Origin of the sequence: Streptomyces sp. NPDC088732 (assembly GCF_044751205.1) — a bacterium.
GTDB lineage: Bacteria > Actinomycetota > Actinomycetes > Streptomycetales > Streptomycetaceae > Actinacidiphila.
This window is the reverse complement of sequence record NZ_JBIVLI010000039.1, coordinates 21,871-47,264: the sequence shown is the minus strand read 5'-3', so window position 1 is coordinate 47,264 and position 25,394 is coordinate 21,871. Positions and strand designations below refer to the sequence as shown.

Annotated in this window: 19 protein-coding genes and 3 pseudogenes; 10 read left to right on the top strand and 12 right to left on the bottom strand. The window is 68.3% G+C overall.

Features of this window, described 5'->3' with window-relative positions; all coding sequences use genetic code 11:
* Window positions 1-59: 59 nt before the first annotated feature.
* From ACIP9H_RS40160 to ACIP9H_RS40140, 5 genes are read right to left on the bottom strand one after another with little or no spacing between them, the layout of a single operon-like run.
* Window positions 60-485 carry an STAS domain-containing protein gene (locus ACIP9H_RS40160; protein WP_401597648.1) on the bottom strand — a complete coding sequence of 142 codons (426 nt, stop codon included), beginning with the start codon at window positions 483-485 and terminating at the stop codon, window positions 60-62.
* Between the two features lie 33 nt (window positions 486-518).
* Window positions 519-938: an ATP-binding protein gene (locus tag ACIP9H_RS40155; protein WP_401963893.1), complete on the bottom strand. Its 420-nt coding sequence runs from the start codon at window positions 936-938 to the stop codon at window positions 519-521.
* Entirely contained in the window at window positions 935-1,384 is a 450-nt protein-coding gene (locus ACIP9H_RS40150; protein WP_401597644.1) for a pyridoxamine 5'-phosphate oxidase family protein, read from the bottom strand. The genes ACIP9H_RS40155 and ACIP9H_RS40150 overlap by 4 nt, the downstream gene beginning before the upstream one ends.
* Complete coding sequence (locus tag ACIP9H_RS40145; protein ID WP_401963891.1) at window positions 1,381-3,105, bottom strand: SulP family inorganic anion transporter; 1,725 nt, start codon at window positions 3,103-3,105, stop codon at window positions 1,381-1,383. Before ACIP9H_RS40145 ends, ACIP9H_RS40150 begins: the two co-directional genes overlap by 4 nt.
* Window positions 3,102-3,422 (bottom strand): ArsR/SmtB family transcription factor, encoded by a 321-nt coding sequence (locus tag ACIP9H_RS40140; protein WP_401963889.1) that lies wholly within the window; start codon window positions 3,420-3,422, stop codon window positions 3,102-3,104. Before ACIP9H_RS40140 ends, ACIP9H_RS40145 begins: the two co-directional genes overlap by 4 nt.
* Window positions 3,423-3,625: 203 nt before the next feature.
* On the opposite strand from ACIP9H_RS40140, the pseudogene ACIP9H_RS40135 reads away from it, so the two are divergent.
* Window positions 3,626-3,996, top strand: a pseudogene (locus tag ACIP9H_RS40135) (WhiB family transcriptional regulator).
* A 114-nt stretch (window positions 3,997-4,110) separates the two neighbouring features.
* On the opposite strand, the gene ACIP9H_RS40130 reads toward ACIP9H_RS40135, so the two are convergent.
* The 5 genes from ACIP9H_RS40130 to ACIP9H_RS40110 all read right to left on the bottom strand — a co-directional run bounded on the left by ACIP9H_RS40130 (window position 4,111) and on the right by ACIP9H_RS40110 (window position 11,115).
* Window positions 4,111-6,732, bottom strand: a complete 2,622-nt coding sequence (locus ACIP9H_RS40130) for a glycoside hydrolase family 2 protein (protein WP_401963887.1) — start codon at window positions 6,730-6,732, stop codon at window positions 4,111-4,113.
* Complete coding sequence (locus ACIP9H_RS40125) at window positions 6,729-7,625, bottom strand: carbohydrate ABC transporter permease (protein ID WP_401597634.1); 897 nt, start codon at window positions 7,623-7,625, stop codon at window positions 6,729-6,731. The genes ACIP9H_RS40130 and ACIP9H_RS40125 overlap by 4 nt, the downstream gene beginning before the upstream one ends.
* Entirely contained in the window at window positions 7,625-8,584 is a 960-nt protein-coding gene (locus ACIP9H_RS40120; RefSeq protein ID WP_401963885.1) for a carbohydrate ABC transporter permease, read from the bottom strand. Before ACIP9H_RS40120 ends, ACIP9H_RS40125 begins: the two co-directional genes overlap by 1 nt.
* 156 nt (window positions 8,585-8,740) lie before the next feature.
* The gene (locus tag ACIP9H_RS40115; RefSeq protein WP_401597629.1) at window positions 8,741-10,063 is read right to left on the bottom strand and encodes an ABC transporter substrate-binding protein; all 1,323 of its coding nucleotides are present in this window, start codon (window positions 10,061-10,063) and stop codon (window positions 8,741-8,743) included.
* Between the two features lie 197 nt (window positions 10,064-10,260).
* On the bottom strand, window positions 10,261-11,115 hold the full coding sequence (locus tag ACIP9H_RS40110) for a LacI family DNA-binding transcriptional regulator (protein ID WP_401597626.1): 855 nt from the start codon (window positions 11,113-11,115) through the stop codon (window positions 10,261-10,263).
* 86 nt (window positions 11,116-11,201) lie between these two features.
* Here ACIP9H_RS40110 and ACIP9H_RS40105 point away from each other — a divergent pair, with 86 nt between their 5' ends.
* From ACIP9H_RS40105 to ACIP9H_RS40095, 3 genes are all read left to right on the top strand, one after another.
* Entirely contained in the window at window positions 11,202-12,503 is a 1,302-nt protein-coding gene (locus ACIP9H_RS40105; protein ID WP_401597624.1) for an ROK family protein, read from the top strand.
* A 259-nt stretch (window positions 12,504-12,762) separates the two neighbouring features.
* Window positions 12,763-15,342: a discoidin domain-containing protein gene (locus tag ACIP9H_RS40100; RefSeq protein ID WP_401597621.1), complete on the top strand. Its 2,580-nt coding sequence runs from the start codon at window positions 12,763-12,765 to the stop codon at window positions 15,340-15,342.
* The gene (locus ACIP9H_RS40095) at window positions 15,339-18,644 is read left to right on the top strand and encodes a glycosyl hydrolase family 95 catalytic domain-containing protein (RefSeq protein WP_401597619.1); all 3,306 of its coding nucleotides are present in this window, start codon (window positions 15,339-15,341) and stop codon (window positions 18,642-18,644) included. Before ACIP9H_RS40100 ends, ACIP9H_RS40095 begins: the two co-directional genes overlap by 4 nt.
* A 454-nt stretch (window positions 18,645-19,098) precedes the next feature.
* On the opposite strand, the gene ACIP9H_RS40090 is transcribed toward ACIP9H_RS40095, so the two are convergent.
* Entirely contained in the window at window positions 19,099-19,461 is a 363-nt protein-coding gene (locus tag ACIP9H_RS40090; protein WP_401963881.1) for a hypothetical protein, read from the bottom strand.
* A gap of 263 nt (window positions 19,462-19,724) precedes the next feature.
* Here ACIP9H_RS40090 and ACIP9H_RS40085 point away from each other — a divergent pair, with 263 nt between their 5' ends.
* The gene (locus tag ACIP9H_RS40085) at window positions 19,725-20,162 is read left to right on the top strand and encodes a hypothetical protein (protein WP_401963879.1); all 438 of its coding nucleotides are present in this window, start codon (window positions 19,725-19,727) and stop codon (window positions 20,160-20,162) included.
* A gap of 114 nt (window positions 20,163-20,276) precedes the next feature.
* A pseudogene (locus tag ACIP9H_RS40080) lies at window positions 20,277-20,456 on the top strand (IS701 family transposase); the annotation flags it as partial.
* Window positions 20,457-21,174: 718 nt separating this feature from the next.
* Here the strand turns inward: ACIP9H_RS40080 and ACIP9H_RS40075 are convergent.
* Window positions 21,175-21,642 carry a winged helix-turn-helix transcriptional regulator gene (locus ACIP9H_RS40075; RefSeq protein ID WP_401597695.1) on the bottom strand — a complete coding sequence of 156 codons (468 nt, stop codon included), beginning with the start codon at window positions 21,640-21,642 and terminating at the stop codon, window positions 21,175-21,177.
* Window positions 21,643-21,925: 283 nt separating this feature from the next.
* Here ACIP9H_RS40075 and ACIP9H_RS40070 point away from each other — a divergent pair, with 283 nt between their 5' ends.
* The 4 genes and pseudogenes from ACIP9H_RS40070 to ACIP9H_RS40055 all read left to right on the top strand — a co-directional run.
* Window positions 21,926-22,351, top strand: a complete 426-nt coding sequence (locus tag ACIP9H_RS40070; RefSeq protein ID WP_401597697.1) for a nuclear transport factor 2 family protein — start codon at window positions 21,926-21,928, stop codon at window positions 22,349-22,351.
* A 190-nt stretch (window positions 22,352-22,541) separates the two neighbouring features.
* Window positions 22,542-23,252, top strand: coding sequence for a flavin reductase family protein (locus tag ACIP9H_RS40065; protein WP_401963876.1), 711 nt, complete (start codon window positions 22,542-22,544; stop codon window positions 23,250-23,252).
* Between the two features lie 128 nt (window positions 23,253-23,380).
* Window positions 23,381-24,481, top strand: a complete 1,101-nt coding sequence (locus tag ACIP9H_RS40060) for an IS701 family transposase (RefSeq protein WP_401597702.1) — start codon at window positions 23,381-23,383, stop codon at window positions 24,479-24,481.
* Between the two features lie 411 nt (window positions 24,482-24,892).
* Window positions 24,893-25,177, top strand: a pseudogene (locus ACIP9H_RS40055) (transposase); the annotation flags it as partial.
* Window positions 25,178-25,394: the final 217 nt, after the last annotated feature.

Below are 25,394 nucleotides of genomic sequence, written 5' to 3'. Positions count from 1 at the left end.
CCGACGCAGCTGCCGATCGCGCACAGCATCGGGAGCGCCCGGCGCGTGACTGCGGGGGCTCAGGAGCACGGGGCGGATCGGTGGCTGTCCCAACCGCCGGAACGCCACTGACGTTGGTCCACGGGTTCTTCCCGGCTCATGCCGTGGGCGGCCAGCGCGGCGTCGAGGTCGTGGTGGACCGGGAGGTACGGGGTGCCTTGGTAGAGCACCGCGGCCGTGCCTCCGGCCGGGATCGCGGACAGTTCCAGGGTCCGGCCCTGCGACCCGAGTCTGCGGGCGGCCTTGGCGATGGCGGCCTGTCCTTGATGGGACCAGGTGTTCAAGGCCGTCAGGTCGAGGATGACTGGCCCTGTGCCGTGGGCAGCCGCCCAGTTGACGGCGCCGGCGAAGCGACCCGCCGCTGTGCCGCCCAGGTGCCCGGCCAGCGCCAGGATGCCCAGGTCGTCCCGGGCGGTGTAGTGCCACTGCAAGGTCGCGGTGTACATGGTGATGCTCTCTGAGTAGGTGCTGTACCAGGCTTACTGCAGCGGAAGGGTGATCCATATGCTCTTGCCGCCGGCATCGGCATCGGGCCGGACCGTGGCTGTCCCGGCGTACTCGGTGGTGAGTTCGGCGATTATGGCCAGTCCGCCACCCGGCTTGGCGATTGTCGTCAAGTCCGGCCGGTGGGGATGGCGGTCGTGCACGGCGAATGCCAGCACTCCACCGCCGACGGCGTAGAGGACATCGAGGCTGGGAGAGACCTCGGCGGCATGCCGGACGCTGTTGGTGACCAGTTCGCTGAGCATCAGCAGAGCCGCGGCGAGGGCAGGGTGACGGGGATGGACACCCCAGGTGCGGTAGACGTATTCGGCGGTCTCGCGCGCCACCGCCACGGCGGCCGGCTGCGCGGACAGCGTCAGCACGTGGCGGTGGCGCAGCGTGGTGTGAGCGGTCACCGGAGGCCAGGCCTGTCCTTTCCGGAGGTGACGGCGCTGGATGGCGCCGGGATGCCGAGGCGGTGGCCCTGGACGGCGTGCGGGTGGACGCGGATGAGCGTGTCGTGCGGGCCGTGGATCCAGCCCGCGAGCGTGCGGCGGTAGTGGGCGACCTGTTCGGGTTCGCGGATCACCTCGGCGGGCCCGGTGGCGGTGACCGACCAGCCGCGACCGGCGGAGACGCTCACTTGGTCGGTTTGGTAGGTGACGGTGACCGGCTCGGCGAAGGCGGCGACCGGGGCCGGGGAACGGACGATGAGTCGGCCGTATTCCAGGATGTGCGTGGCCGGGCGGACGATGGCCACTTCGCCTCGCGTATGGATCAGCCGCCCGCCGACGCTGCCTTTGAGCAGCCACAAGGCCTCCGCGCCCGAAACTTCGATGATCCGTCGTTCAGGCGTGCTCACCGGATGGGCTCCTCGGCGGACGGGGTCGTCTGCGCCGGGACGCGAAGGATCCCCACGTGGTGGAGGTGGGTGCGGGCGGCGTGGATGGCGTCGGGCGTGGTGGCGTACACCCGATTGTCGGCCCGGAGTGTGTCCAGTACGCCAAGGGTGTCGAGGGTGCGGACCTGTCCCGGTTTGACGCCTGAGGCCATGACGGTGATACCGCGGCGGGTCAGCCTGTCGATCGCGTCCTTGAGGACCAGTGCACCGGTGGCGTCGAGCGCGGTGACCCGTGACATCCGCAGCACGACCACTCGGACATCCGCCACGTCGGTCAGTTCCAGCAGGAAACGGTGGGCGGCGGCGAAGAACAGCGGACCGTCGATCCGGTACGCCACGATGTGCTCGGCCAGGAGTGCGTGCTCCTCCTTGCTGTGCCCGCCGGGCAGGTCGCGCGCCAGCGGTACCTGATCCAGCCGGGCGTGCTTGGCCACCGCCCGCAGCGCCAGCGCGCCGGCCACGACCAGCCCGATGACGACCGCCTGCACGAGGTCCAAGGCGAGCGTGGCCAGGGCTGTCAGTACAAGTACCAGAGCGTCCGAACGCGTGGCACGGACCATCGTTCGCACCGAGCCGACTTCGACCATGCGGACCGCTGTGGCGATCAGAACCCCCGCGAGCGCCGCCAGAGGGATCCGCGAGACCAACGGCGCCGCGGCGAAGACGATCGCGGCCAGAATGACGGCGTGCGTGAGCGCGGCCAGTCGTGATCCCGCGCCGGTGCGTACATTGACGGCCGTACGGGCGATGGCGGCCGTGGCCGGAACACCGCCGAACAGTGGCGCAGCGAGGTTGGCGATGCCCTGACCGAACAACTCACGGTCCGGATCGTGTTGCTGATCGACCGTCATGCCGTCGGCGACGGTGGCCGACAAGAGCGACTCCAGGGCGGCGAGGGCGGCCACGGCAACGGCCGGAGCCAACAGCGAGGGCACCAGCGACAAGTCCAGGAAGCCGAGCGACGGCGCGGGAAGCCCGACCGGGAGGTGGCCGATTCGCTCGGCATCCAGATCCAGCATCTCGGCCGCGAGGGTGGCCGCGACGACCGCGAGGATCGAGAACGGGATCATCGGCAGCAGTCGCGCGCCGACGAGCATGACGACAGCCACCGCGGAGGACAATCCGACAGCGGTCCCATGGGGGTGGGCCACGAAAGCCTCGACCGCTCGCCAGGTGGCGACCAGGATGTTGCCGGCCCGAGGTGTGGTCACCCCCAGCGCGTCCGGAACCTGCTGCAGCCCGATGACGCAGGCGATGCCGACAGTGAAGCCCTCGACCACCGGCGCGGGTACGTAGCGCATGTACCGGCCGGCACGGGCGAAGGCCAGCGCGATCAGCATCAGCCCGGCCAGAAGGCCAACGGTGAGAACCCCGCCCGTTCCGTACCGGGCCACGATCGGCACCAGGACGACGGTCATCGCGCCCGTCGGCCCGGAGACCTGAAGATTCGACCCGCCGAAGAGCGCGGCCAGCGCCCCGGCCACCACGGCCGTCGCCAGCCCTGCTTCGGCACCGAGACCCGAGGACACTCCGAAACCCAGCGCAAGCGGCAACGCGACCACCGCCACGGTCAGTCCCGCCAGTAGGTCCCGGCCCGGGTCCCGGCTCATCCGCGCCAGATCCGCACGGGCAGGCAGCAGAGCACGGACCGGACTCCAGACCCGGTTCAGCAGCCCGCTCACGGAGCAACGACCCCGTCCTCCTGCGGCACGGTCAGCAACTCGGTGAGAATCCGACGCGCCGCCCGCAACAACTCCCCCACCTCGCTGCCCGCCACGGCATAGACCACAGTCGAGCCCTCCCGCGCCGAGATCACGATGCCCGACCGATGCAGCGCTGCCAGTCGCTGCGACAGCGTGGACGACTCGACTTCGGTACGGGCCAGCAGATCCCGCACCGCCATCGGACCGGCCTGCAGCAGCTCCAGTACCCGGATGCGCACCGGATGCCCGAGCATCCGGAGGAGATCCGCCTTCGCCCGATACAGCGGTACTGACACCGGTACTCCAGTCCCCATCATCACGCTCAGCCCGCTCCGCGGCGAGCACGTACGCCCCGTAACCGGCTACCACCTGCGGACACAACAACATCAGCATGTATCGAATTGAAGAATTTTGCAATTCTGCAGGTCATGGATGCGTCCATCTCGGCTTCACGACCTCAGTCGGCCGGCTCAGGCCGATTTCGGCCTGCCCGGATTGCCTGATCACGGGTGGGGAGAGGACGGCTGGGGTGGGGTCACAGGACTGGGGCCGACACGCGGCGTGCCGCACGGGCGATGCTGATGCGCTCTTCGTTCAAGGTGCCGAGCAGCAACGGGCCAAGGCCATCTGCACGGACTGCACGGTACGTACCGAGTGCCGGGCCTACGCGCTGGATCACCGCATCGAGGACGGCGTCCGGGACGGCATGACCGAGCCGGAACGCCGGGCGCTGCTGCGGCGCCGGCCGGCGGTGGTGCGGCGCCGGCCGCGGTGGTGTCCTGGCGTGCTCTGCTGGAAGCCGCCCGCCAGGATCACCTGCAGACCTGTGCCCGGCCTCGCAGCGGGCACGCCCTTCGCGAGACGGGCTGACCACCGACGAGGTCCCAGGCACGGTCTTCCACTCGGATCAAGGAAAGACTCGCCCGGAAGCCCGTGCCTGGCGTGTTCCCGGCACGGCAATCAGGCGCGCTAGCAGCCAACCGGTCACATAGTCAGCTCTTCCGCCGAGCGGACCGCCAGCCGCAGCGTCGGTTCCGGGATCTCGGCCCCTTGCAGTGCGCTGCCGTCTCGGGTGGTGATGTGGAAGCTGTGGCTCTCGCCGGGGAGGAGGGTCACCAGGGACGTGTCGGACGTCAGGGTGTGCGGGGGGAGGCCCAGCGCGGCGGCCAGCCGGTCGGGGAAAACACAGATGTCGCGCAGCACCGACTCCGCCGTGACCGTCAGGGCCAGCACTCCGTCCGCGTAGGACGTGGTCACTGTACGGGCGGGGGGAGGCGAGGCCAGGCCGCGGCTCGGGCGGTAGGCCCAGGTCGTCCGCGCGCCGTCCGTGTCCACGACCAGGAGTTCGGCGTGCGGGTCGGCGGGCGCGGCTGTCGCCGGGTCCAGCGGCAAGGTGAGCAGGCCGCTCGCCGGGCAGCTCACCTCGAGCCGGGTACGGGCCAGCTCCTGGCCGTCCAGGGAGATACGGACCACCGATACCTCCGGTGTCCAGTCCGCGACCGAGTCGTTGACCAGCGTCAGCGCGAGTCCCGCGGTGCCCGTCGGGTCGTGCGCCGGGCCGGGGCTCACGGGCTGCACGGTCGCCAGGCGCGGCGCGAAGGAGTGCCTGAGCGCGTACCACAGCGGCTTCTCGATGCCGGCCACGTCGACGGCCGACCAGCTGATCGCCGGCCAGCAGTCGTTGAGCTGCCACACCACGGCGCCGGCGCACCGCTCGCGCGAGCGCAGCCATTCCACGCCGGCGGCGACCGCGCGGGCCTGGACCAGCTGCGTGGCGAAGTGCCAGTCCGCGCCTTCGGCCGGTGCGGGCACGTGCGGCTGGAGGCCGCGGGTCAGCTTGTGCATGCCGTCGATGGCGCGCAGGTGATGCCGGGTCAGCGGAGAGCTGGGCCCGGGGGTCTCTCCCTCAAGGACGCGCTCGAGAGTTGTCCAGGCGGCGGGTCCGCACCATCCCATCTCGGCGACGAAGGAGGGGTCGTGGTCCCGGTAGTGCGCGTAGTCCGCCTCGTTCCAGGCGTCCCACAGATGGCTCAGGCCGTGCGTGTCGGTCGCCGGGTCGGCGTCGAGGGCACCGGACCACGGCGAGTTGGGCACGTACGGGCGGGTCGGGTCGAGCCGGGCCAGCACGTCGGGCAGCACGTTCAGGTAGTAGTGGGCGCCCCAGCCGCGTTCGCCGATCTGGTCCTCCCATCCCCAGTGGTGGCGGCCGAGCACCGTCTCGTTTCCGCCGCACCACACGACCAGGCTCGGGTGCGGGGACATCCTGGCGACGGCCTGCTCGGCCTCCGCGGTGATCAGCGCCGCGGTCTCCTCGTCCTCGCAGTAGGCGGCGCAGGCGAACAGGAAGTCGTGCCAGACCAGGAGGCCGCGCTCGTCGCAGGCGTCCAGGAAGTGCTGGTCGGCGAAGTGGCCGCCGCCCCACACACGGAGCAGGTTGGCGTTGCCGGCGACGGCCTGGTCGATGCGGGCGGCGACGCGCTGCGGTGTCTCGCGGCTGGGCAGGGTGTCGTCGGGGATCCAGTTGTAGCCGCGTACCCGTACGGTGCGGCCGTTGACGACGAGGGCCCATCGGGTGCCGAGCGCGTCCGGGGTCTCGTCCACGGCGACCGAGCGCATCCCGAGGCGTACCGCCGTCTTGTCCAGTGCCGTGCCGTCCGCGGCGTCGAGGCGGGCGGTCAGCCGGTAGAGGGGCTGGCCGCCCAGACCCACCGGCCACCACAGTTCGGGGTCGGCGACGGTGAGCGTCAGCACTGTCTCGTCGCCCGTGACTTGGCCGGTGGCGTTTCCGGCGGACCGGCCGTCCGGGCCGGTCAGTTCGACCAGGACGGAGGTGCCCGGGGGGGCTTCGGCGCGTATGTGTGCGGTGACCTCGGCGGAACGGTGGTCGGCGGCGAGAGTGACCAGCGGCCGTATGTGGTCGATACGGCCCGCGTACGTCTCCAGCCTGATGGGACGCCAGATTCCGGCGGTGACGTAGTGCGGTCCCCAGTCCCAGCCGAAGTTGGCGGCTGTCTTGCGGATGTGGGCGTAGGGCTCGTCGTAGGGCGAGGGCAGTGGGCCGTGCGCGCGTTCGTGGGCGAGGGCCGCGTCCCAGGCGGAGGCGAAACGCACTTCGACGGTGTTGTCGCCGGGCTCCAGCGCGTCGTCCACCGGCCAGCGGTAGGCGAGGTGCTGGTCGCGGGCGGCGCCGACGTGTCGGCCGTTGACGTACACCTCGGCGATGGTGTCCAGGCCGTCGGCGACCAGGTCGGTGCGGGTGCCGGGCACGGGTGTGAAGTGGAAGGAGCGGCGGTACGACCACTGCGAGCGGCCCACCCAGTCCTGTGCCGTCTCGCCGAGTCCCACGTCCGGATCGGCCAAGTGGCGTGCGGCCAGCAGCGCGGTGTGCACCTCGCCGGGTACCTGGGCGGGCAGTGCGGCGTCGCGGATCGCGGCGGGCGTGCCGTCCGGGCCTGCCAGCCAGGTCAGCTGCCACTCGCCCCCGAGGTCGTGGCGGACTGCGGGCGGCGTCGAGGCGGCGGTGCCGGTGGGTGTGCCGGTGGGTGTGCCGGTCCTGGAGACGGGGCCCGTGTCGGAGCCGGTGCCGGCTTCAGTGCTGAGTGTCATCCCTTGACTGCTCCTGCGGTGAGTGCTTCCTGCATACGGCGGTTGGCGAGCGAGTAGGCGACGTACACCGGCAGAAGGGTCAGCACGGTGCCGGCGGTGAGGACGCCGAAGTCGGTCGAGTCGGAGATCAGGGTGGGAAGCGCGACCTGGGCGGTGCGGACCTCGGGTGCGGTGCCGGTGATGGTCAGCGAGAAGAGGTACTCGTTCCAGAAGGTGAGCAGTTGGAGGATCGCCACGCTCACCACGCCGGGCATCGCGATCGGGGTGAACACGTTGACCAGCAACCGCCAGTTGCCTGCGCCGTCGAGAGCCGCGGACTCCACCAGGGCGGGCGGCACGGTCTTCATGAACTGCGTGAGCAGCAGTACCGACAGCGGCAGCGCGCTCGCCGGAAGGAAGAGCATCTGGAACTCGCGCGTGTAGAACAGGTGCAGCTTGATCGCGAGGATCACGGTGGGAATCAGCGCCGCGAACGGCGGGATCAGGAAGCCCACCGAGAAGGCGCCGGTGACCAGCCGCGAGAGCCGGTTGTCCATCCGGGCCAGCGCGAAGGACGCGGGCAGCGCCAACCCGAGTGTCAGGACGATCGCGACGACGGAGATCAGCAGCGAGTTCAGCAGCGCTCGCCCGAGGTCCGCGGTCTGCCAGGCGGTGCGGAAGTTGTGCCACAGCCAGTGCTCGGGCAGCGCGAAGGGGTGGTTGAAGATCTCGATGTTGGTCTTGAGCGCGCTCACTGCCAGGTAGTAGAGCGGCGCGGCGAGCAGCAGCGCGTACAGCCAGGACAGGGGTACGGCGAGTGGTCCGGTGCCGCGTCGCCGGGAGCGCCGTGCGGGTCGGGCGCGTTCGGAGTCGGCCGGGTGGCTGCCGGTGGGCGAGGAGGCGGGGGCGGTCATCAGATCTTCTCCTCGGGGCTGCGCAGGAGTGCGCGGATCAGCAGCATCCCGGCGACGCCGGCCAGCAGCAGGACGACGCCGACGACCTGGCTGTAGCCGAGGTCGCTCTGCGAGAAGGCCTTCTCGTACACCAGGTAGGACAAGGTGGTGGAGGAGGTGCCGGGTCCGCCCTTGGTGAGCAGCAGGATGAGCGCGGCGGAGGTGAACAGGGTCCAGAGGAACTGGAGCATCGTGAGGGTGCGCAGGTAGTCCTTCACCATCGGGTAGGCGATCTGCCACATGATGCGCAGGCGTCCGGCGCCATCGATCCGGGCTGCCTCGATCACGTCGCCGGGGACGGCTGCCAGGCGGGAAGCGAACAGCACGGCGGTCCAGCCGATGCCGCGCCACAGGTCGATGGCGATCAGGCTGGGCAGGGCGGTGGCCGGGTCCGCGAGCCAGGAGTGTGCGAGCGAGTCCAAGCCGGCCGCTTGGAGCAGGCCGTTGGTGCCGCCGTTCGGTGACAGGACCCCGTAGAAGATCATCCCGGTGATGGAGATGGAGATCAGACCGGGCGAGAAGTACAGCACGGACAGCAGGCGGTAGCCGCGCGGTTTGGTGCTGAGGTGGTAGCCGAGCATGAAGGCCAGCGGGATCATCACCGGGATGACTACGGCGACTTGCACGGCGCTGTTGCGCAGCGCGTCGTGGAAGACGGGGTCGCCGAAGACGTGCCGGATGTTGTCTGTGCCAACGAAGGTGGGGTCGTAGATGAGGCCCTTCCAGCGCAGGGTGGCGATGACGAACATCGCCATCAGCGGCCCCACCGAGAAGACGCCGAACCACACCAGGGACGGGACCGTCAGCCACAGCAGGCGCGGTGTGTTCGGGCCGCCGCGGCGCCGTCCGTGTCGGCGGGCGGCCGGCAGTGCGGGCTCGGGCGCGGTGCGGGCGCCGGCCAGTGTGCTGGTCGATGACATGGAACTGCTTCTTTCGGCCGGGGAAGGACTGGCGGTACGTGCAGCGGCCGGGCGCGACCGGTTCGGGGATCGGCCGCGCGGTCGGGTCGGTGCCGGGGCATGGGCCGCGGGGCCGCCAGGTGCGGCGGCCCCCCTGGGAGCGGCGGTCGGGCGTCGTCAGCTCCTGGCGCCGGCGGTGGCGTCGTCGAGACCCTTGCAGATGGTGTCGGCGGAGGACTTGCCGTACGCCCCGGTGAGGACCTGGATGATCGGGTCGGACGCGGAGCCGATCCACACGTCGGGCAGCACCGCGTAGTCCACCGTCGCGTCGAGCTTGAGCGACTGCGAGAGCAGCGGGTCGGTGGCGTACTGCGAGAAGTCGCCGTCGGTGGGCGGCAGGATGCCGGCGTCTTTCACGAAGTCGCCGACGGTCGCGTCCTTGTAGAAGGAGGTGATGAACTTGCGCACGTTGTCGATACGGTCCTTCGACGCGCCACGCTTGGTGATCATGAAACCGACGCCGGTGAAGCCCTGGAAGGCGGTGGGCTTCTTGGAGACCGAGCCTGAGGCAAGCGGCAGGCCGGCGAGCGTGGTGTGGCTCTCGACGCCGGTGCCCGACTTCTTGGCGTCGGTGTAGGCCCAGGAGCCCGCGGACATCATGGCGGCCTTGCCGGAGTAGTACGCCGCGTACATCGCGTCGGCGTTCAGGCCGGCCGCGTTGTCGGCGAAGACGCCACCGTCACGCAGCTGGGTGAAGAGCTTGATGCCCTGCATCACGGACGGGGTGGCGCAGTAGCCGCCGCTCTGCATGACCTTTTCCATGGTCGCGGCGTCGGTGTAGGACTGCGCGATCTGGTAGAAGAGCTTCTGCCCGGTCCAGTCGTTGCCGCCGACCGTGAGGGGCTGGATGTGGGCGGCGCGCAGCTTCTTGGAGGCGGCGATCAGCTCGTCGGTGGTGGTCGGGATCGTATCCACGCCGGCGGTCTTGAGCAGGTCGGTGTTGTACCAGACGGGCCAGCTGAAGCCGGAGAACGGCAGCCCTTGGAGTGTGCCGTCGGGTTTGCCGCCGACCCGCCACTCGTCGAGGGCGCTGGGCTTCATCTTGTCGGCCAGGCCCCACTCCTTGAGGTAGTTGTCGACCGGGACGGTGACGCCGGCGTCGTGCCAGCCGAGCGTCTTGTCGTAGAGGTTGACGATCACCACGTCGGGGGACTTGCCGGCCGCGACGGCGTTCTCGACCTGGTCGTCGATGGTCTCCAGGCCGTCGGTGGCGTTGACCTTGACGCCGGTCTCCTTGGTGAAGGCCTTGAAGACGCGGTCCTGGGCCGCGGCCGCGGTGTTGCCCGCGGACCAGCGGGTGACGACGTCGATCGAGTTGCCGGCACCGGTGCCGCTCACCGAGTCGCCGCTCGTGCCGCAACCGCCCAGGGTGAGGGCGAGGGCGCTGACGACGGACCCGGCCATGACGCGCACGGCCCAGGGCCTGGTGCGGTGGTCCATAGAGCTTCCTTTGCTTGAGACGGCTTCGAACGCGACACAGCGTCCACGAGCCGCCACCGGAAGTCAATAAGAAAGATTAGTAATCTATGAAAGCCCAACAGGCGCGTGTGTGAGCGCAGTTGCACCATGCGGCACACACGGTGTCAGGAGGATGCCGCGTCACCCGGGAACCCCCTGCACGGGCCGGCCGGCAGTCCTCAGACGCTGCCGCGCATCACCAGCCGGGCCGGCGGGGCGTTGACCGTGGCGGCAGGGGCGGCGACCAGCGCGCCCGCCAGGATGCGACCGGCCAACTCCCCCAACTCCTGGACGTCGTGACTGACCGCGCCGAGCGGCGGAGCCGCAAGCTGACACAGAGCGGAGTCGTCCCAGGCGACCAGCGACAAGTCGGCCGGCACTGCCAGCCCGAGCCGGTCCGCCTCGTGCAAAGCGCCCAGCGCCATCACGTCGTTGTCGAAGACCAACGCGGTCGGCCGGTCCTCCAGCGCGCACAGCGCGGACAGCGCCCGCACACCCGCGGCTTCCGAGTAGTCACCCTCGAAGGTCGTGGTGCGCACCCCGTGCCCGTGGGCCGCATCCAGGAACGTACGCCGACGAATGATCGTGTGCGCCATCTCCGCCGGACCCGCAACGTGGCCCACGTGCGCATGCCCTGCGGCGACGAGCTTGTCCACCACGTCCTGCATCGCCACATCGTCCTGCGTCCACACGGCCGGCAGCCCGCCCGCGGTCACCGGGTCACCGATCACCACGGCCGGCATCCCCAGTTCCTTGACCAGTGCGACCCGCTCGTCACCCGGCAACAGGTCGATCAAAATCACGCCCTGCACCTGGCCCAGCCGCGCCCAGGCCCGCATCCGCTCCGAGGCCTGCGCCACCGTGGCAACCACCTGAAGCAGCACCGGCACCCCGAGCGGCACCAGGACGCTCTCCATGCCGGCGATGAAATCGTGGAAGAACGGCTCCGCCCCCAGCACCTCGGCATCCCGCACCAGGGCAAGGCCGACCGGAGTGCCAGGTCGCGGACGGACCCCGTCGCTCGTCGCAAACATGGCGGCCTCCCCTTGCGGGTCTCGTCTAACCTCGTGCTTTGACGTAGTCGTACGACAGCGTACGGCGAAGCGGAAGGCGGACGAGGATGGCCCGACGGGAGTCCACGGCAGCGGGACCCGGCAGCCGCGCACTCATCGTCGACCTCATCCGATCGTCCGGGCCGATCAGCCGAGTGGAACTGGTCGACGCGACGGGGCTGACGCAGCCGACGATCTCCACCATCGTGCGACGGCTGATCGACGACGGGGTGGTGCGCGAGACCGGCGACACAGTGGCCACCGGGGGCAAGCCGCGCACCATGCTGATCATCAACTCGCGAGCGGCCTACGGCGTCGGCATCCACGTCGGCTCCGACGCGCTGACCTGCGTGGTCACCGACACCCGCGGCGGCACGGTGGGCCGCTCCCTCATCGCGGGCCCGGGCGCGGCCGCCGCCATGCGCGATTCACAGCCCGACGGCCCTGGCTCCCGGCTCGGTGCGAAACCCAACGGGACCGGCTCCGGCGGCACCGAGGACACCGTCGAGCAACTCGCCGCCCTCTACCAGGACGTGACCGAGGGACTTGGCCTCGACAGACAGAGCGTCGCCGGACTCGCCGTGGTCGGCCCCGGGCCCGTGGACCTGGCGCGCGGCGGCTTTCTCGCCCCGCCGGGCCTGCCGCAGTGGGCGGGCCTCGACCTCGCCGACGCGCTGGCCGCCCGTCTCGACATCCCCGTGCTGGTGGACAGCGACGCGGCGGCCGCGACGGTCGGCGAGTTCTGGAGCCGGCAGATCTCCCGCGACCGCACCTTCGGCTGCCTGTACATGAATTCCGGCATCGGCTCGGGCGTCGTCCTGGACGGTTCCCTGCATCGCGGCTCCAGCTCCAACGCGGGAAAGATCGGACATGTGGCCGTGATCCGCGACGGCGAGCCCTGCCCGTGCGGCAACCGCGGCTGCCTGGAGATGTACGCGGCACCACGCGCCGTGGTACGCCGGGCCCATGCGGTGCCAGGGCTCACGGACCGGCTGCGGATCACCCCCGACACCCCGGACGCCCGGGCCTTCGACACTCTGGCACGCGCCGCGCTCTACGGCGACGCGCAGGCCCGCGCGCTGGTCGACGAGTCGGCGGCGCTGCTCGCGGAGGGCGCGGTGACACTGGCGAACCTGTGGGACCTGGACACGTTGGTGCTGGCCGGGCCGGGTTTCGTGGTCGCCGGGTCGATCTACGTCAGCGAGGTCAGGCGCCGGCTCGCGGAGCACTCGTACACCCGTGACGTGCACAGCGTGCGGGTGGACTTGTCGAGCAACCCGCGGGACGCGGCGGCCATCGGCGGCGCGGCGCTGGTGCTCCAGGGTTCGGTGGCCCCGGGCCACGGCCCCGAACTGTCCGCCCGCGCCTGATCCATGACGCCCCGCGACCCGGCCTGCTGACCCGCGGGCATCCCTGTAGCCGGCTCGAACTCGGTTCGCCGACGGCCACTTTGGTCCGATGTATTGATGCCGTGCCGGTGCGCGGGTACGTTGCTCGACCGCTGGCAAAGTGCGGACCACGACGCGCCCGCGCTTTCATAGATTAATTAAGAAACTAGGCCTCGAGCCCTTGAGGCCTGCACGCACACCCGACCTCCACGGCGCCCCTCCCCCCTCTCGAAGGAGCCCGATGAGACACCCCATGAGCCCGCCGCGCGCGACCGCACCCGGCCGCGGCCGCCGATCCTCACTTCTGGCCGCCGCCCTCCGCACGGCGTGCGCCGCGGTCGCCGCCGCACTCGCCGTGCTGACCGCGCCGACGGCCGCCCCCGCTCACGCGGCGGACGCCCCGCGCACCATCCACGTCGCCAAGAACGGCAACGACGCCAACGCCGGCACCCAGGCCTCCCCCTACCTGACGATCAACCGCGCCGCCCAGGTGGCACAGCCCGGCGACACCGTGATGGTGCACGCCGGGCTGTACCGCGAAACGGTCAAGCCCGCACGCGGCGGCACCGACGAGCAGCACCGCATCACGTACACCAACGCCGCCGACGGCGCGGTGACCATCAAGGGCTCCGAAGAGATCAACTCGTGGACCCGCGCCAGCGGTAACGTCTGGAGCGTCACGCTGCCCAACAGCTCCTTCGGCGACTGGAACCCGTACGCCCAGGGACAGCCGAACGGCGGCGGCGGGGGAACCTTCGCCGGCTACACCGCGGGAGACGTCTATCTGGACGAGACCGCGTACTACGAGAAGCCCTCACTCAGCTCCGTGCAGAGCTCGGCCAACACCTGGTACTCCGAGGCCGGTCCGTCCAGCACCACCATCTGGGCCAACTTCAACGGCGCAGACCCCAACGCCCGCCTCGCCGAGATCAACGTCCGCCGCCAGGTCTTCGCCCCCGATGTGTGGGGACTCGGCTACCTCACCGTCAACGGCTTCACGATCAAGCACGCGGCCAACACGTACTCGGACTTCCCCGACAGTCCCGACCGCCGACAAGCCGGAGCGATCAGCGTCTACGGCGGACTGAAGTGGATCATCGAGAACAACATCGTCGTCAACGCCAGGACCATCGGCATCGACATCGGCCTGAGCAACGACACCTGGGCCGGAAACCGCCCCGGCACACCGCGAACGGACTTCCACAACACCAGCGCGTACGGCTCGCACATCGTACGCAACAACTACATCGCCAAATGCGGCCAGTCGGGCATAGCGGGGGTCTTCTCCTGGCACTCGCAAATCCTCTACAACATGATCGAGGACACCAACTACCGCAATGAGTTCAGCGGCGCGGAGACCGCCCCGATCAAGGTCCACTACATGAACGAGGGCCTGATCAAGGGCAATTACGTCAAGAACTCCAAGGGCGGCAACTCGGCCGGCATCTGGACCGACTGGGGCAACCAGAACGTCCGCATCACCGGCAACATCGTGATGAACAGCCCCTGGGGCTACTACGCCGAAGCCGTCTTCGGCCCCATCCTGGTGGACAACAACGTCTTCATCGGCAACAGCGACATCCGGACCCTGGACGCCACCGGCATCGTCTTCGCCAACAACCTCTTCCTCAACAACGCGAACATCCACTCCGACGGCAGCGGCCGGGACGCGTACTACTTCCAGCCGGGCACGATGAACCAGACCACCGCGCTCACCTCGCCCCAGAAATTCTTCTGGTACAACAACCTCGTCCAGGGCTCGACACTGCCGGACAACGCCACCGGCAAGACCCAGGTCAAGGAGGGCAATTCCACCGGCGCGATCTCCAACGTGACCTACACGGCCACGAACACCCGAATGTCGCTGAACTTCGACCTGGACACCTCCGGCATCCGCGGCAACACCCCGGTCACCCAGGCCAGGGTCGGCACCATGCCTCTGGCCAACCAGAGCATCCAGGCCGACGTCACGACGGACTTCTTCGGCCAGCAGGTCAGCACCACCAACACCATGGCCGGCCCGTTCGCCGCCGCACACAACGGCAGCAACTCCCTCACGCTGTGGCCCCCGGCCGGCCAGACCGTGCCCACCCCGCCGCCCCCGCCGACCGGCACCCCGGTGAACCTCTCGCTCGGCGCCAACGCCACAGCGGTCGCCTCCTACCAGGACGGCGGCTACCTGGCCTCCAACGCCATCGACGGCAACGGATCCTCGCGCTGGTCGAGCGACCACAGCAACGACCCCAACGCCTGGATCACCGTCGACCTCGGCGCCCAGTTCGCGGTATCCACCGCGGTCCTCAACTGGGAAGCCGCCTACGGCAAGGCCTACAGGATCCAGGTCTCGGACAACGCGTCCACCTGGACCGACGCCTATTCCACCACCAACGGCCAGGGCGGCACCGAAACGGTGAACATCGGCAGGAACGCCCGCTACGTACGCATGCAAGGCATCACTCCCGCAACCGGATACGGCTACTCGCTCTACGAATTCGAGATCTACGGCACCCCCGCCGACGGCAACGGAACCAGCAGCGCCACCGTCTACGGCGACGCCAACTACAGCGGCACCTCGGCCGCCTTCCCGCCGGGCACCTACGACCTGCCGGCACTCCAGGCCAAGGGCATCGCCAACGACTCCATCTCCTCGATCCGCGTCCCGGCCGGCTGGACCGTGACCGGCTACGCCGACGCGGGCTTCTCCGGCACCGCCTGGAACTTCACCAGCGACGCCCCGAACCTGACCACCACGGGCAACAACGACGCCATCTCGTCCCTGCGCGTCACCGCCAACGGCACCAGAGGGGCACTACACCGATGATCCCCATCGACACCCCCACACCACGACGCACGGCACGAACGCTGCTCGGCGCCGCCGTGACCCTCTTCCTCCTGCTCACCATGGCCTTGCAGGCGTCCCCGCCGAGCGCAGCCGACTCCCCCGTCAACCTCGCCCGCAATCCAGGCGCCCGCGCCGTCGCGTCCTACCAGGACGGCACCTACGTCGCGTCCAACGCCGTCGACGGCAACACCGGCACCCGCTGGTCCAGCGACCACAGCAACGACCCCAACGCTTGGATACACATCGACCTCGCCGGCGAGTACACGGTCTCGTCCGTGACACTGACCTGGGAGGCCGCCTACGCGAAGGCATACAGAGTCCAGACGTCCGACGACTCGGCCCACTGGACCGACGCCTACTCCACCACGACCGGCAACGGTGGAACCGAGACCGTCACCGTCAACAAGACCGCGCACTACGTGCGGATGCAGGGCATCACTCCCGCCACGCAGTACGGCTACTCCCTGTGGGAATTCGCGGTCTACGGCACCGACAGCAGCGGCAACCCCTCCGCCGGCTCACCGACCGTCGCGCCGTCCACGACCTACCCGACGACATACGGCAACTGGCAGGACGGGCTACTGGCCGGCAACGGCAAGCAAGGCGCCATCGTCTTCGGCAACCCGCGCAACGACACCGTCGTCTTCGACGACAAGGACTTCTTCATGGCGCGGACGGAAGCCCGACCGCACCGCACCTTCAACACCGTCAGCCAGGACAACATCAACAAGATCCGCGACCAGCTGATCTCCGGTCAGTACCAGCAGGCCAACCAGCTCGCCGCCGATGTGCAGGGCTACCAGGGCGGCGGCGAGGGCAGCAAGCACCCCGGCTACAAAATGACCGTCGCAATGCCGGACGCCGGAACGATCAGCAACTACGTCCGCTCCACCGACTACGCGCAAGGCGTGGTGAAGGTCAACTGGGCGGACAGCAAGGGCTCGTGGGAGCGGGACACCTTCGTCTCCCGCGCCGACGGCGCCACCGTCCAGTACCAGGCCGCGCCCGCGGGCCAGAAGGAGACCATGACCCTGGGCCTGTCCATCGACCCGGGCATGAACCTCCTCAACAAGGGCGTCACCTACACCAACAACTCCACCACCGACTATCTGAACCTGAGGGCCAAGTACCCCAGCGGCAGCTACAACGCCGGCTACGAGGGCGTCACCCGCATCGTCACCGACGGCACCAAGACCCTGAGCAACGGCCAGGTGACCGTATCGAACGCCGGCTACGTACTGCTGCTGTCACTGACGCAGCGCTACAACGGCACATACAACGGGGGCGTCCCGGCCGAGCAGGAGTGGAGCAAGAACCTGCTCCAGCAAAAGCTCGCCGGCCTCACCACCGACTACCAGACGCTCCTCAACCGGCACACCAGCGCACACAGTTCGATCTTCGGCCGGGTCTCGATCGACTTCGGCGCCTCCCCCGCCGACCGCGCGAAGCCCACCGAGCAGCTCCTCACCGAACAGAAGACCTCCTCGACACCGATCCCCGCGCTCTACGAGCGGATGTTCTACGCCGGCCGCTACCACCTGCTCGGCTCCAGCGGCCCCACCCAGGCCCCGGACCTGCTCGGCAACTGGACAGGCGACAGCAACGTCGGCTGGGACGGCTACTACCACCTGGACGCCAACCTCAACCTGCAGATCTCCAGCGGCAACATCGGCAACATGCCGGAGGCCATGGCAGGGTACTTCTGGCTCAACCAGCAATGGCAAAAGGACTTCGAGACCAACGCCAAGAAGCTCCTCGGCACCCGCGGCATGCTCACCGGCGGCAACACCCCCAACGGAGAGGGCCTGATCTCCAACATCAACTTCGACTACCCCTACCAGTACGTGACAGGCGGGGAGTCCTGGCTGCTCGAACCGTTCTGGGAGTACTACCAGGTCACCGGGGACACCACGTTCCTGGCCGACAAGTACTACCCGCTGATCCGCGACATGGGCGACTTCTACGAGGACTTCCTCACCAAGAAGGACAGCAACGGCAACTACATCCTCGCCGGCTCCATCTCACCGGAGAACACCCCGCCGGGCGGAGTACCGCTCGCCGTCAACTCCGTCTACGACATCTCCGGCGCCAAGTTCGCACTGACCACGCTCATCCAGACCGCGAAGGCCCTCGGCCGCGACGCCGACAAGATCCCGGTCTGGCAGGAGAAGCTGGACCACCTGCCGCCCTACCTGATCAACAACGACGGCGCGCTGGCCGAATGGGCATGGCCCGACCTGGAGAACAAGAACAACTACCAGCACCGCCACTCCAGCGGCCTGCTGCCGGTCTGGCCCTACCGCGAGCTCACTCCGGAGACCAACCCGGCCCAGTTCAAGGCCGCACAGACCTTCCTGCAGAAGAAGGACCAGGGCTCGTACGAGAACGCCGGACACGGCCTGCTGCACGGAGCTCTGATCGCCGCCGACCTCGGCCTGCCCGACTCGGTGGGCGCAAAGCTGCTGCGCTTCGCCAAGGACGACTACTACTACAGCAGCATGGCGACCTCCCACTACAACAACCACAACACCTTCGCCACGGACGTCGTCAACTCCGTGCCCACCGTGATGATGGAAATGCTGGCCGCCACCAAGCCCGGCACGCTGGAACTGCTGCCAGGGCTGCCGAAGGGCCTGAACAAGGGCTCCATCTCCGGCATGCTCGGCAAGAGCCAGTTCACCATCAACAACCTGACCTGGGACACCACCGCACGCACCGCCAAGGTGACACTCACCTCGAAGATCAACCAGAACCTGACGCTGATCCAGCGCTCAGGGATCGCCTCGATCACCGGTGACGGCGTCGCCGTCCAGAACTCCCCCCTGGGCAACATCGCACGCGTCCTGCCGCTCCAGGCCGGCAAGACCGTCACCGTCGACCTCACCATGACCGCCCCGAGAACCAACCTGGCACAGGGGAAGCCCGCGACCGCCTCGTCCCAGTCCAGCGACAGCCAGTCGGCCGCCAAGGCCTTCGACGGTGACCTGAACACCCGGTGGAGCGCCGGCCAGGACCCGAACAGCTGGATCCAGGTGGACCTCGGCAGCACCTACAACCTCTCCGAGGTGGACCTGCTGTGGGAGGCGTCGTACGCGAAGTCCTACAAGCTGCAGGGCTCCACGGACGGCTCCACCTGGCGCGACCTCTACAGCCAGGCCAATTCTTCAGGAGGCACCGAAAAGCTCCCCGTCAGCGGCCAGGCGAGATACGTCCGCATGCAGGGCAGCCAGATGTCCGGGCAATGGGGCTACTCACTCTACGAAGTGCAGGTGTACGGCTAGCGGCTCCGCCGGGGACAGCTGCGGGCAATGCCCCCCAACACCGTTGACGGGACGTGAATGAGCAAAGGGCCCTTCGGGCCGGTGGGCAACGCCCCACCGGCCCGAAAGACCCCACGCGCTCGCCCACGACCGACCAATTGGGTCTGCTGCACGATCGGGTGACATCTGGTTCCGTCGGCGTCATGCTGCAGCAACGCAGCACGGCAACCTCGGCACCCACGGATGACCGTCACCGGCCACCGGGGACTGACTGACGCGCCCCGCAGACCTCAGCGATCGTCATGCCCATAGTTCGCATCGAGAGGCGCGTGCCACAGCCGTGCCACGTGAGCCGGTGCCGAACGGGGCCCCACGGGGAACAGTGGTGACGCGGTCGCTTTGCCGCAGGTCAACGTCCGCCCAGGTGGGGCATGGTCCGCAGCCTCAGTCTTCCAAACTGGGGACACCTACTTCTCTATAGCTTGGCGATGTAAAGAAGCGCGTAAGCGAAGCCTGGCCAGGTAGTCGCGTCGGGCGGGCCGATGTGAACACGCCGCGTGATGGCCGACCGGGCTTCGGGGCCGCCTTGCAGGAAACCATCGAGGTCGCCGGCTATGTCGTCCAGATCCTCAAGCACTTCGGGTGTCTCTTTACGTATTGCAGCATGGATGACGACTTCACCCTGCCGAGGTTCCACAGCCAGCCCAAGGAGATCCGGGCCGATCAGCCCCAATGCAGCCTGCCCTGTCATGAGTAGAAGGTAGTTCCGGCGAAGCAGCGCACCTTCTTCCTCGTCAGTCAGGTCGGGGTTGTAGTACTGCTGAGCCGGGTGCGCCATGGGCCCCCAGTAGCGAGGTACTCCAGTGCGAAAGTCCGAGACGAAGACGGCACCGGCGTTGGGCCGTCTCTGGGCCGTCCGAGGGCGCGCAACGACAGTCAACGCTGACAACCGTTGACCGCTCGATCGCAGGTCACAGCGTTGATCGTCCAGTACTCCAGCTGCAGATCTTGATCTTGGCCTGTAGGCGGACAGCCTCTCGGTCGGCTTCTGCTGGCCGCTGGCAGGTAGACCGGGCCCGGTGGAACGGGCACTATGCGCCGGTGAGCATCGTCATCAAGTTCTTCGTGGCACCGGACGCGGAAGCTGCCGCTGCTGTCGCGGAGTGTGGTCCCGACGGGGTCTTCGAGTCCCTGACCTTCGGCAACTTCGATGTCGAGGAGGCTCTGATCGAGTGGGAGGGCATGTTCACCGGTCGGAGCTTTGAGGAAGTCCTGGACGATGATGTTCCCGAGACTGTTGTCGACTCGGACAACGGCGATGGTCCGCTCGTCCTCGCCGTCTCCGGCACCCTTCGAGATGCCCTGTGCACTGCCGTCGGGCACCGGCTCGCTGAAGTCAGCCGGCTGTGGGTAGCCGAGCGGGCGGTAGACGGCGAGGACTTCGACCCCGAGATCGCCGTGTGGATCCTGAGCGGCTTGGCCAACCTGGCCCGTGCCGTCCGCGAGGGAGACGAGAACCTGTATTGCTGGGTGGCGTAGAAAGGGTGTGGCCACCGGTGATCATCTTCGGTTGTGCGGACAGACGAAGATCAGCCGATGGCCGTGGGCCACAGCGTAGACCCTGCCCGGTGGCAGCCGGTTTTCGACGACCTGATGGCGAGGGTGGCAAGGCGGTTCGCCCGGGTCGAGCCGCGTCGCAGGGCACGGGCCTTCGTGCTGGGCCTGCTGGCAGAGTTGCCGCGGAAGAACTGCTGGACGATCGCGGAGCATGCCGGTGACAGCAGTCCGGCCGGTATGCAGCAGCTGCTGAGCCGCGCGTCCTGGGACGCCGACGACCCGCCGCCACCCGAACGGGTCAGAAACCCACGACACCGTCCTGCCCACCGAACTCACCGCATAGCCTCAAGGAAGAGATCACCGAGTGGCCGTCAATACACCTCTCCAACGGACGTGACCTGCAACTGATGCTTGTTGCTGGTAAGCCCGTCTGACGGCGGCTGGATGTGCGGCGGATCGCGGCGTTATGGCTGGAGCGTGCGACGAATGAACTCCTCGCCGCTGGTCGGCGGTGTGGCCTCGCAGAAGGCCGCGATCACGCCAGCTCCGCGTCGAATGGCGGTCTGGCCGGTGTGTCGGGAAACGCAGAGAAGCGCTGCAGTCACCCCGCAACCTCACTTGATTGAAGCTGGCGCCTTTATTCTTCAACAGCAGACATTCGGGCGACCACAGACGAATGGTGAGAACCTTGCAGATTGGTCCGCCAGATGGCGGATCTTGCGGGAGGGGGCATGATACTGGCGGGCAGCCCTGGAGTCCCTGTAGACCGCCGCTCCTGGAAGCGTCAGGGAATTGCACGGGACCTGCTCATCAGGTTGAAGGGCGGCGCGCTTCAGGCACCGGAGCACCGTGCACTCCGCCAGCCCGACGGCCTGGAATCCCGGTGGAGTCACTTCGATCCGGCGCCTCTCCCCGCACTTCCGCCGTCCCACGCAACCCAGGTGATGCCCGTGGGCCGGTGGATGCGGGGCGATCGTTGACGAGCGGGTTGCCGTCAGGAAGACAGCCTGACGGCCCCGGGGCCGGTGAGCGGCCTCACCTCGGAGCCGGAAACCTTCTGCCCACAGGAGCAGCGCAGCTCGACGTGTACCTGGCCGCCGCAGCCGGCGTGCTTCAGCAGTGCCGGCGGGCCCTCCGGGCCGCCGAGATGTGTGTCTCCGTACTGCAGGAGGGCGGCCAGAACCCACTGCAGGTCGTGGGCGGGCGACGTGAGGTGGTATTCCTGGCGCGCACGGTGTCCGTCCTCCCGATAGTTGCGGCGCTCCAGCAAGCCGGCGTCGACGAGTTGCTGCAAGCGTTCGGTCAGGACCCGACGGGAGACCCCGAGGTGCTCCGCGATCTCGTCGAAGCGGTGAAGACCGGCGAAGACCTCGCGCAGAATGAGCAGCGTCCACCGCTCGCCGATCAGTCTCAGGGTCGCGGCGACGCTGCAATTGTCCAGATCAAGCTCATGCCACTCCATATCGTCAGAATACCCCCAGGGTTTCCATGTGGAACTCAGCCTTGACTTTCTGAGTTCCAGAGAGAGACTTAGCTATCAGCGGGCCATTGGCCGCACTTCTGCACCGTCGGCCCGCGAGGCCGCCCGGTGACCGCCTCGAGCCCTGTCTCTGCCCGCTGTGCGCCTGGCGAGCCGAACGGCCCCGCCCTTTTGACTTTGGGTGCTGCCGCACAACACGGGACGGACCAGATGGGTGAACACATGTTCACCCCGCATTGCACTCAGTCTTGAGCATGGAGAGAGCATGTCGAGCAACCAGATGATCGTTGATGCCTGTCGTCGCGCCTATACCGGATTCGAGGAAAACAACTCGTCCGACCTGGTGGCTCTGATGTCGCCGAACGTGGTTTTCCACTTCCCCGTCTCACTGCCCTACGGCGGGACGTTCCATGGGCGGGAGGGCTTCGCGGCCTTCTACAAGGACCTCTACGACCACTACTATGAGTACTTCAACTACGATCTGCATGCAGTTCTTGACGCAGGGTCGCACGTGGTGGTCCCGGTACGGGCCCGAGCGAAAGCGAAGAACGGCCGCACGATGGAGAACGAGCATCTCCTGCTCTTCACCGTGACCGACGGACTGATCACGGAGGCACGGCTGTACGCCGACACCGCCAAGGGGCGCGACGTACTCGAGGGCCTTAAGTCCTTTCCTTCCGCGGCCAACTGATTCCGCGACGGCGTGGCACTCCTGCCCCTACCGTGACGCTGGTGGCTGATGGCGACAGGGAAGGTGGTCGGCTCGGCGCCGACCGTGGCCAAGCGCGCGCTGCGCCCTGGCCACGCTGATCGGTCTAGGCCCGCACCGGCCGCACCTTCACCGGTGATATGCCGCCGTGCATGCCAGAGAGGTCATCAACATGATCATAAACAGCGACGAACTTGACGCAAGATCCGCGTACAAGCTCCTCATCGGGTCGGTAACGCCGCGCGCGATCGGCTGGGTGAGCACCTTGTCGACATCCGGTGTCGCCAATCTGGCGCCGATCTCGTTCTTCACCGTAGTGAGCCGGATGCCCCCGATGGTTTCCCTGACCCTGCAGCCACGGTCGGACGGGACGTTGAAGGACACACTCGTCAACATTCGGGACAGCGGTGAGTTCGTCACCAACCTGGTCACGCTTCCGCAGGCCCACGAGATGCATCGCAGTGCGATCGAGTTCGATGGCTCCCAGGACGAGTTCGAAGAGGTCGGGCTGACCAAAGAGGCCTGTGAAGTGGTCGAGGTGCCGCGTGTGAAGGACTCCCCGATCGCCATGGAATGCACGCTTGCGCGCATCATGCAGGTCGGCGACGTCAACGACCACGTCGTCTGGGGCAAGGTCGTGCGCTTCCACATCCGGGACGACGTCTACTTGCAGAACGGACGGATCGACACCGCTGCCATTCCGGCGATCGGCCGCCTCGCCGCCGAGTACACCCTGGCCGACAATGCGTTCGTCACCCCCCTTCCGACGTACGTACTGAGCGAACGTCTGGGCAAGCGCAGCCACCGCCTCGACGAGCGTCCGGACGGATGGTCGCCGGTGGACAGCGCCGAGTGGTCGCCCTCCGGAGCCACCAAGGCCTGAGAGCACCGATGCCCACCCCGGCCGCACGGCGCCGTGCACGTTAGCGCCGATCGCCGCCGAGACCCAGGCCGGCAGCACGCAAGTGGAGTCGGCACGTGGCCGGGTCGAGCGCCGGGCAGCCTCCCAGCGTGATCGACGACCTTGCGGATGCTTCTCAGAACCAGGAACTCGACGAGCTCTTCATCCGTGTCGGACATCGTTTCGGCCACGCTGACCTGCGCCGCAGGATGCGTGACTACATCCGTGGTCTGCTGAGTCCGGTCGGCCGCAAGAACGGCTGGCAACTGGCCGAGTTCGTCGGCCATCGCACCCCCGACGGCTTCCAGCGACTGTTGAACAGGGCCGTCTGGGATGCCGGCGCCGTCCGTGACGACCTGCAGACCTACGTTGCCGAACAGCTCGGAGACGACGGTGGCGTCCTGATCATCGACGACACCGGATTCGTCAAGAAGGGCACCACTTCCGCGGGCGTGCAGCGCCAGTACTCCGGGACCGCCGGCCGCACCGAGAACCGCCAGATCGGGGTTTTCGCCGCCTACGCCACCGCCCGCGGCCGGGCCCTAGTGGACCGGGACCTGTATCTGCCCCGGTCATGGACCGACGATTCCCAGCGCTGCCGTGCTGCGAAAGTCCCCGAAGACCGGGCCTTCGCCACCAAGGGCGAACTGGCCAAGACCATGGTGGTGCGGGCACTCGCCTCACCGCTGACGATTGCCTGGGTGACCGCCGATTCCGCCTACGGTCAGGAATGGCGCTTCCGCCGTCTGCTGGAGGAAGCCGCCGTCGGCTACGTCCTCGCCGTCCCGAAGTCTCAGCACGTCCCTCGCTTCGGCCGCATCGACTACCTGTTCACGCAGGCCCCGCAGGTGACCGGATCCGGAGCCTGGGCAACGACGGCACAGGCGCTGGGCACGTCCTGGCACCTGGTGGCTCCTGACCAGGCGGGGTTCGGCCGTACACCCATCCCGGCGGGCTCCAGGGGTGGGCTCCGGCTGTGGACGGGGCAGGCCGCTGGCCTGATGGACGCTCTCGGCGGCGAGCACTACGCCGTGGTGGGCCACTCCATGGGGGGGGTGCCGTGGCGCTGGCGTTGGCGGCCGCGCGTCCCCAGCAGGTCACCCGTGTCGTGGCGGTCTCGACAATGGGCGCCCCCGGGGCGCCGCTGTCCGCCGAGCTCGACGCGGTCTGGGCCGCCACCGCCGGCCTCCTCGGGGCACGAGACATGTTGAGTCACCTCGTCCTCGACCAAGCGCTCGTGACCGAGTCGGCCGTCGCTGCCCGTGCAGCCGCGATGCGAGCGGGGGCGGCCGCATTCGCGTCGTTGTTCCCTCCACCTAGGGCACGTTGAGCCGACGAGCTCACCCTCTCCGCGCAAACGCTGGCAGGGGCCCGCGCGCCCGTGCTGCTCGTCCACGGCGCCGAGGACCGAGTCACCGCGCTCAGGACAGCAGCCCTACCCCTGCTCGAACACCTGGCCGATGTCCGGCTGTACGTGCTCGGCCGATGCGGGCACGTGCCGGCGCTCGAGCACCCGCACGACTTCAGGCGACTCCTGTCGTGCTTCCTCGGCCGGGAACGAGGTCACGAGGACTTGTCCGGTCGATCATGTGCTGGCCGTCCTCCGGGTCGTTGATGTGGACATGGGGCGGGGTGACTTGAGCGATGCCGAGTGGGAACGGCTGCGGCCGTTCCTACCGGTCAGCAATATGCGCTGTGGCCGGTGGCGCGATCACCCGCAGGTGATCGACGGGATGCTGCACCGGGTCCGGACCGGGGTGCAGTGGCGCGACCTGCCGGAACGGTTCGGGCCGTGGAAGACGGTCTATGAACGGCACGGGCTATGGTTGGCGGACGGGACGTGGGAACGTCTGCCACAGCAGGTCCAGGCCGCGGCCGACGCAGCCGGTGAGATCGACTGGGACGTCTCTGAGCCTGATCCAGAGCAAGTGAGCGCCGGCCCAGCAAGGCACCGCTGCGTCATGCGCCGGGAGGACTGCCGATTGGGCGTTCGCGCGGGTCTCCTTCCCGCCGCATCTCACCGTGTGGTGTCCTGCAACACGACGACTGCGGCCCCACTCGACTGCCGGCTGCGGGTCCCGGCACGATGACGCAACCCTGCACAGGCTGCCGTCCGAGACACTC

What these genes read in the sequence shown, in the direction of transcription:
- ACIP9H_RS40160 (WP_401597648.1), bottom strand. Translation starts at nt 485, where the DNA reads ATGTACACCGCGACCTTGCAGTGGCACTACACCGCCCGGGACGACCTG.
- ACIP9H_RS40130 (WP_401963887.1), bottom strand. Translation starts at nt 6,732, where the DNA reads ATGACACTCAGCACTGAAGCCGGCACCGGCTCCGACACGGGCCCCGTC.
- ACIP9H_RS40125 (WP_401597634.1), bottom strand. Translation starts at nt 7,625, where the DNA reads ATGACCGCCCCCGCCTCCTCGCCCACCGGCAGCCACCCGGCCGACTCC.
- ACIP9H_RS40120 (WP_401963885.1), bottom strand. Translation starts at nt 8,584, where the DNA reads ATGTCATCGACCAGCACACTGGCCGGCGCCCGCACCGCGCCCGAGCCC.
- ACIP9H_RS40115 (WP_401597629.1), bottom strand. Translation starts at nt 10,063, where the DNA reads ATGGACCACCGCACCAGGCCCTGGGCCGTGCGCGTCATGGCCGGGTCC.
- ACIP9H_RS40110 (WP_401597626.1), bottom strand. Translation starts at nt 11,115, where the DNA reads ATGTTTGCGACGAGCGACGGGGTCCGTCCGCGACCTGGCACTCCGGTC.
- ACIP9H_RS40105 (WP_401597624.1), top strand. Translation starts at nt 11,202, where the DNA reads ATGGCCCGACGGGAGTCCACGGCAGCGGGACCCGGCAGCCGCGCACTC.
- ACIP9H_RS40100 (WP_401597621.1), top strand. Translation starts at nt 12,763, where the DNA reads ATGAGACACCCCATGAGCCCGCCGCGCGCGACCGCACCCGGCCGCGGC.
- ACIP9H_RS40095 (WP_401597619.1), top strand. Translation starts at nt 15,339, where the DNA reads ATGATCCCCATCGACACCCCCACACCACGACGCACGGCACGAACGCTG.
- ACIP9H_RS40090 (WP_401963881.1), bottom strand. Translation starts at nt 19,461, where the DNA reads ATGGCGCACCCGGCTCAGCAGTACTACAACCCCGACCTGACTGACGAG.
- ACIP9H_RS40075 (WP_401597695.1), bottom strand. Translation starts at nt 21,642, where the DNA reads ATGGAGTGGCATGAGCTTGATCTGGACAATTGCAGCGTCGCCGCGACC.
- ACIP9H_RS40070 (WP_401597697.1), top strand. Translation starts at nt 21,926, where the DNA reads ATGTCGAGCAACCAGATGATCGTTGATGCCTGTCGTCGCGCCTATACC.
- ACIP9H_RS40065 (WP_401963876.1), top strand. Translation starts at nt 22,542, where the DNA reads ATGATCATAAACAGCGACGAACTTGACGCAAGATCCGCGTACAAGCTC.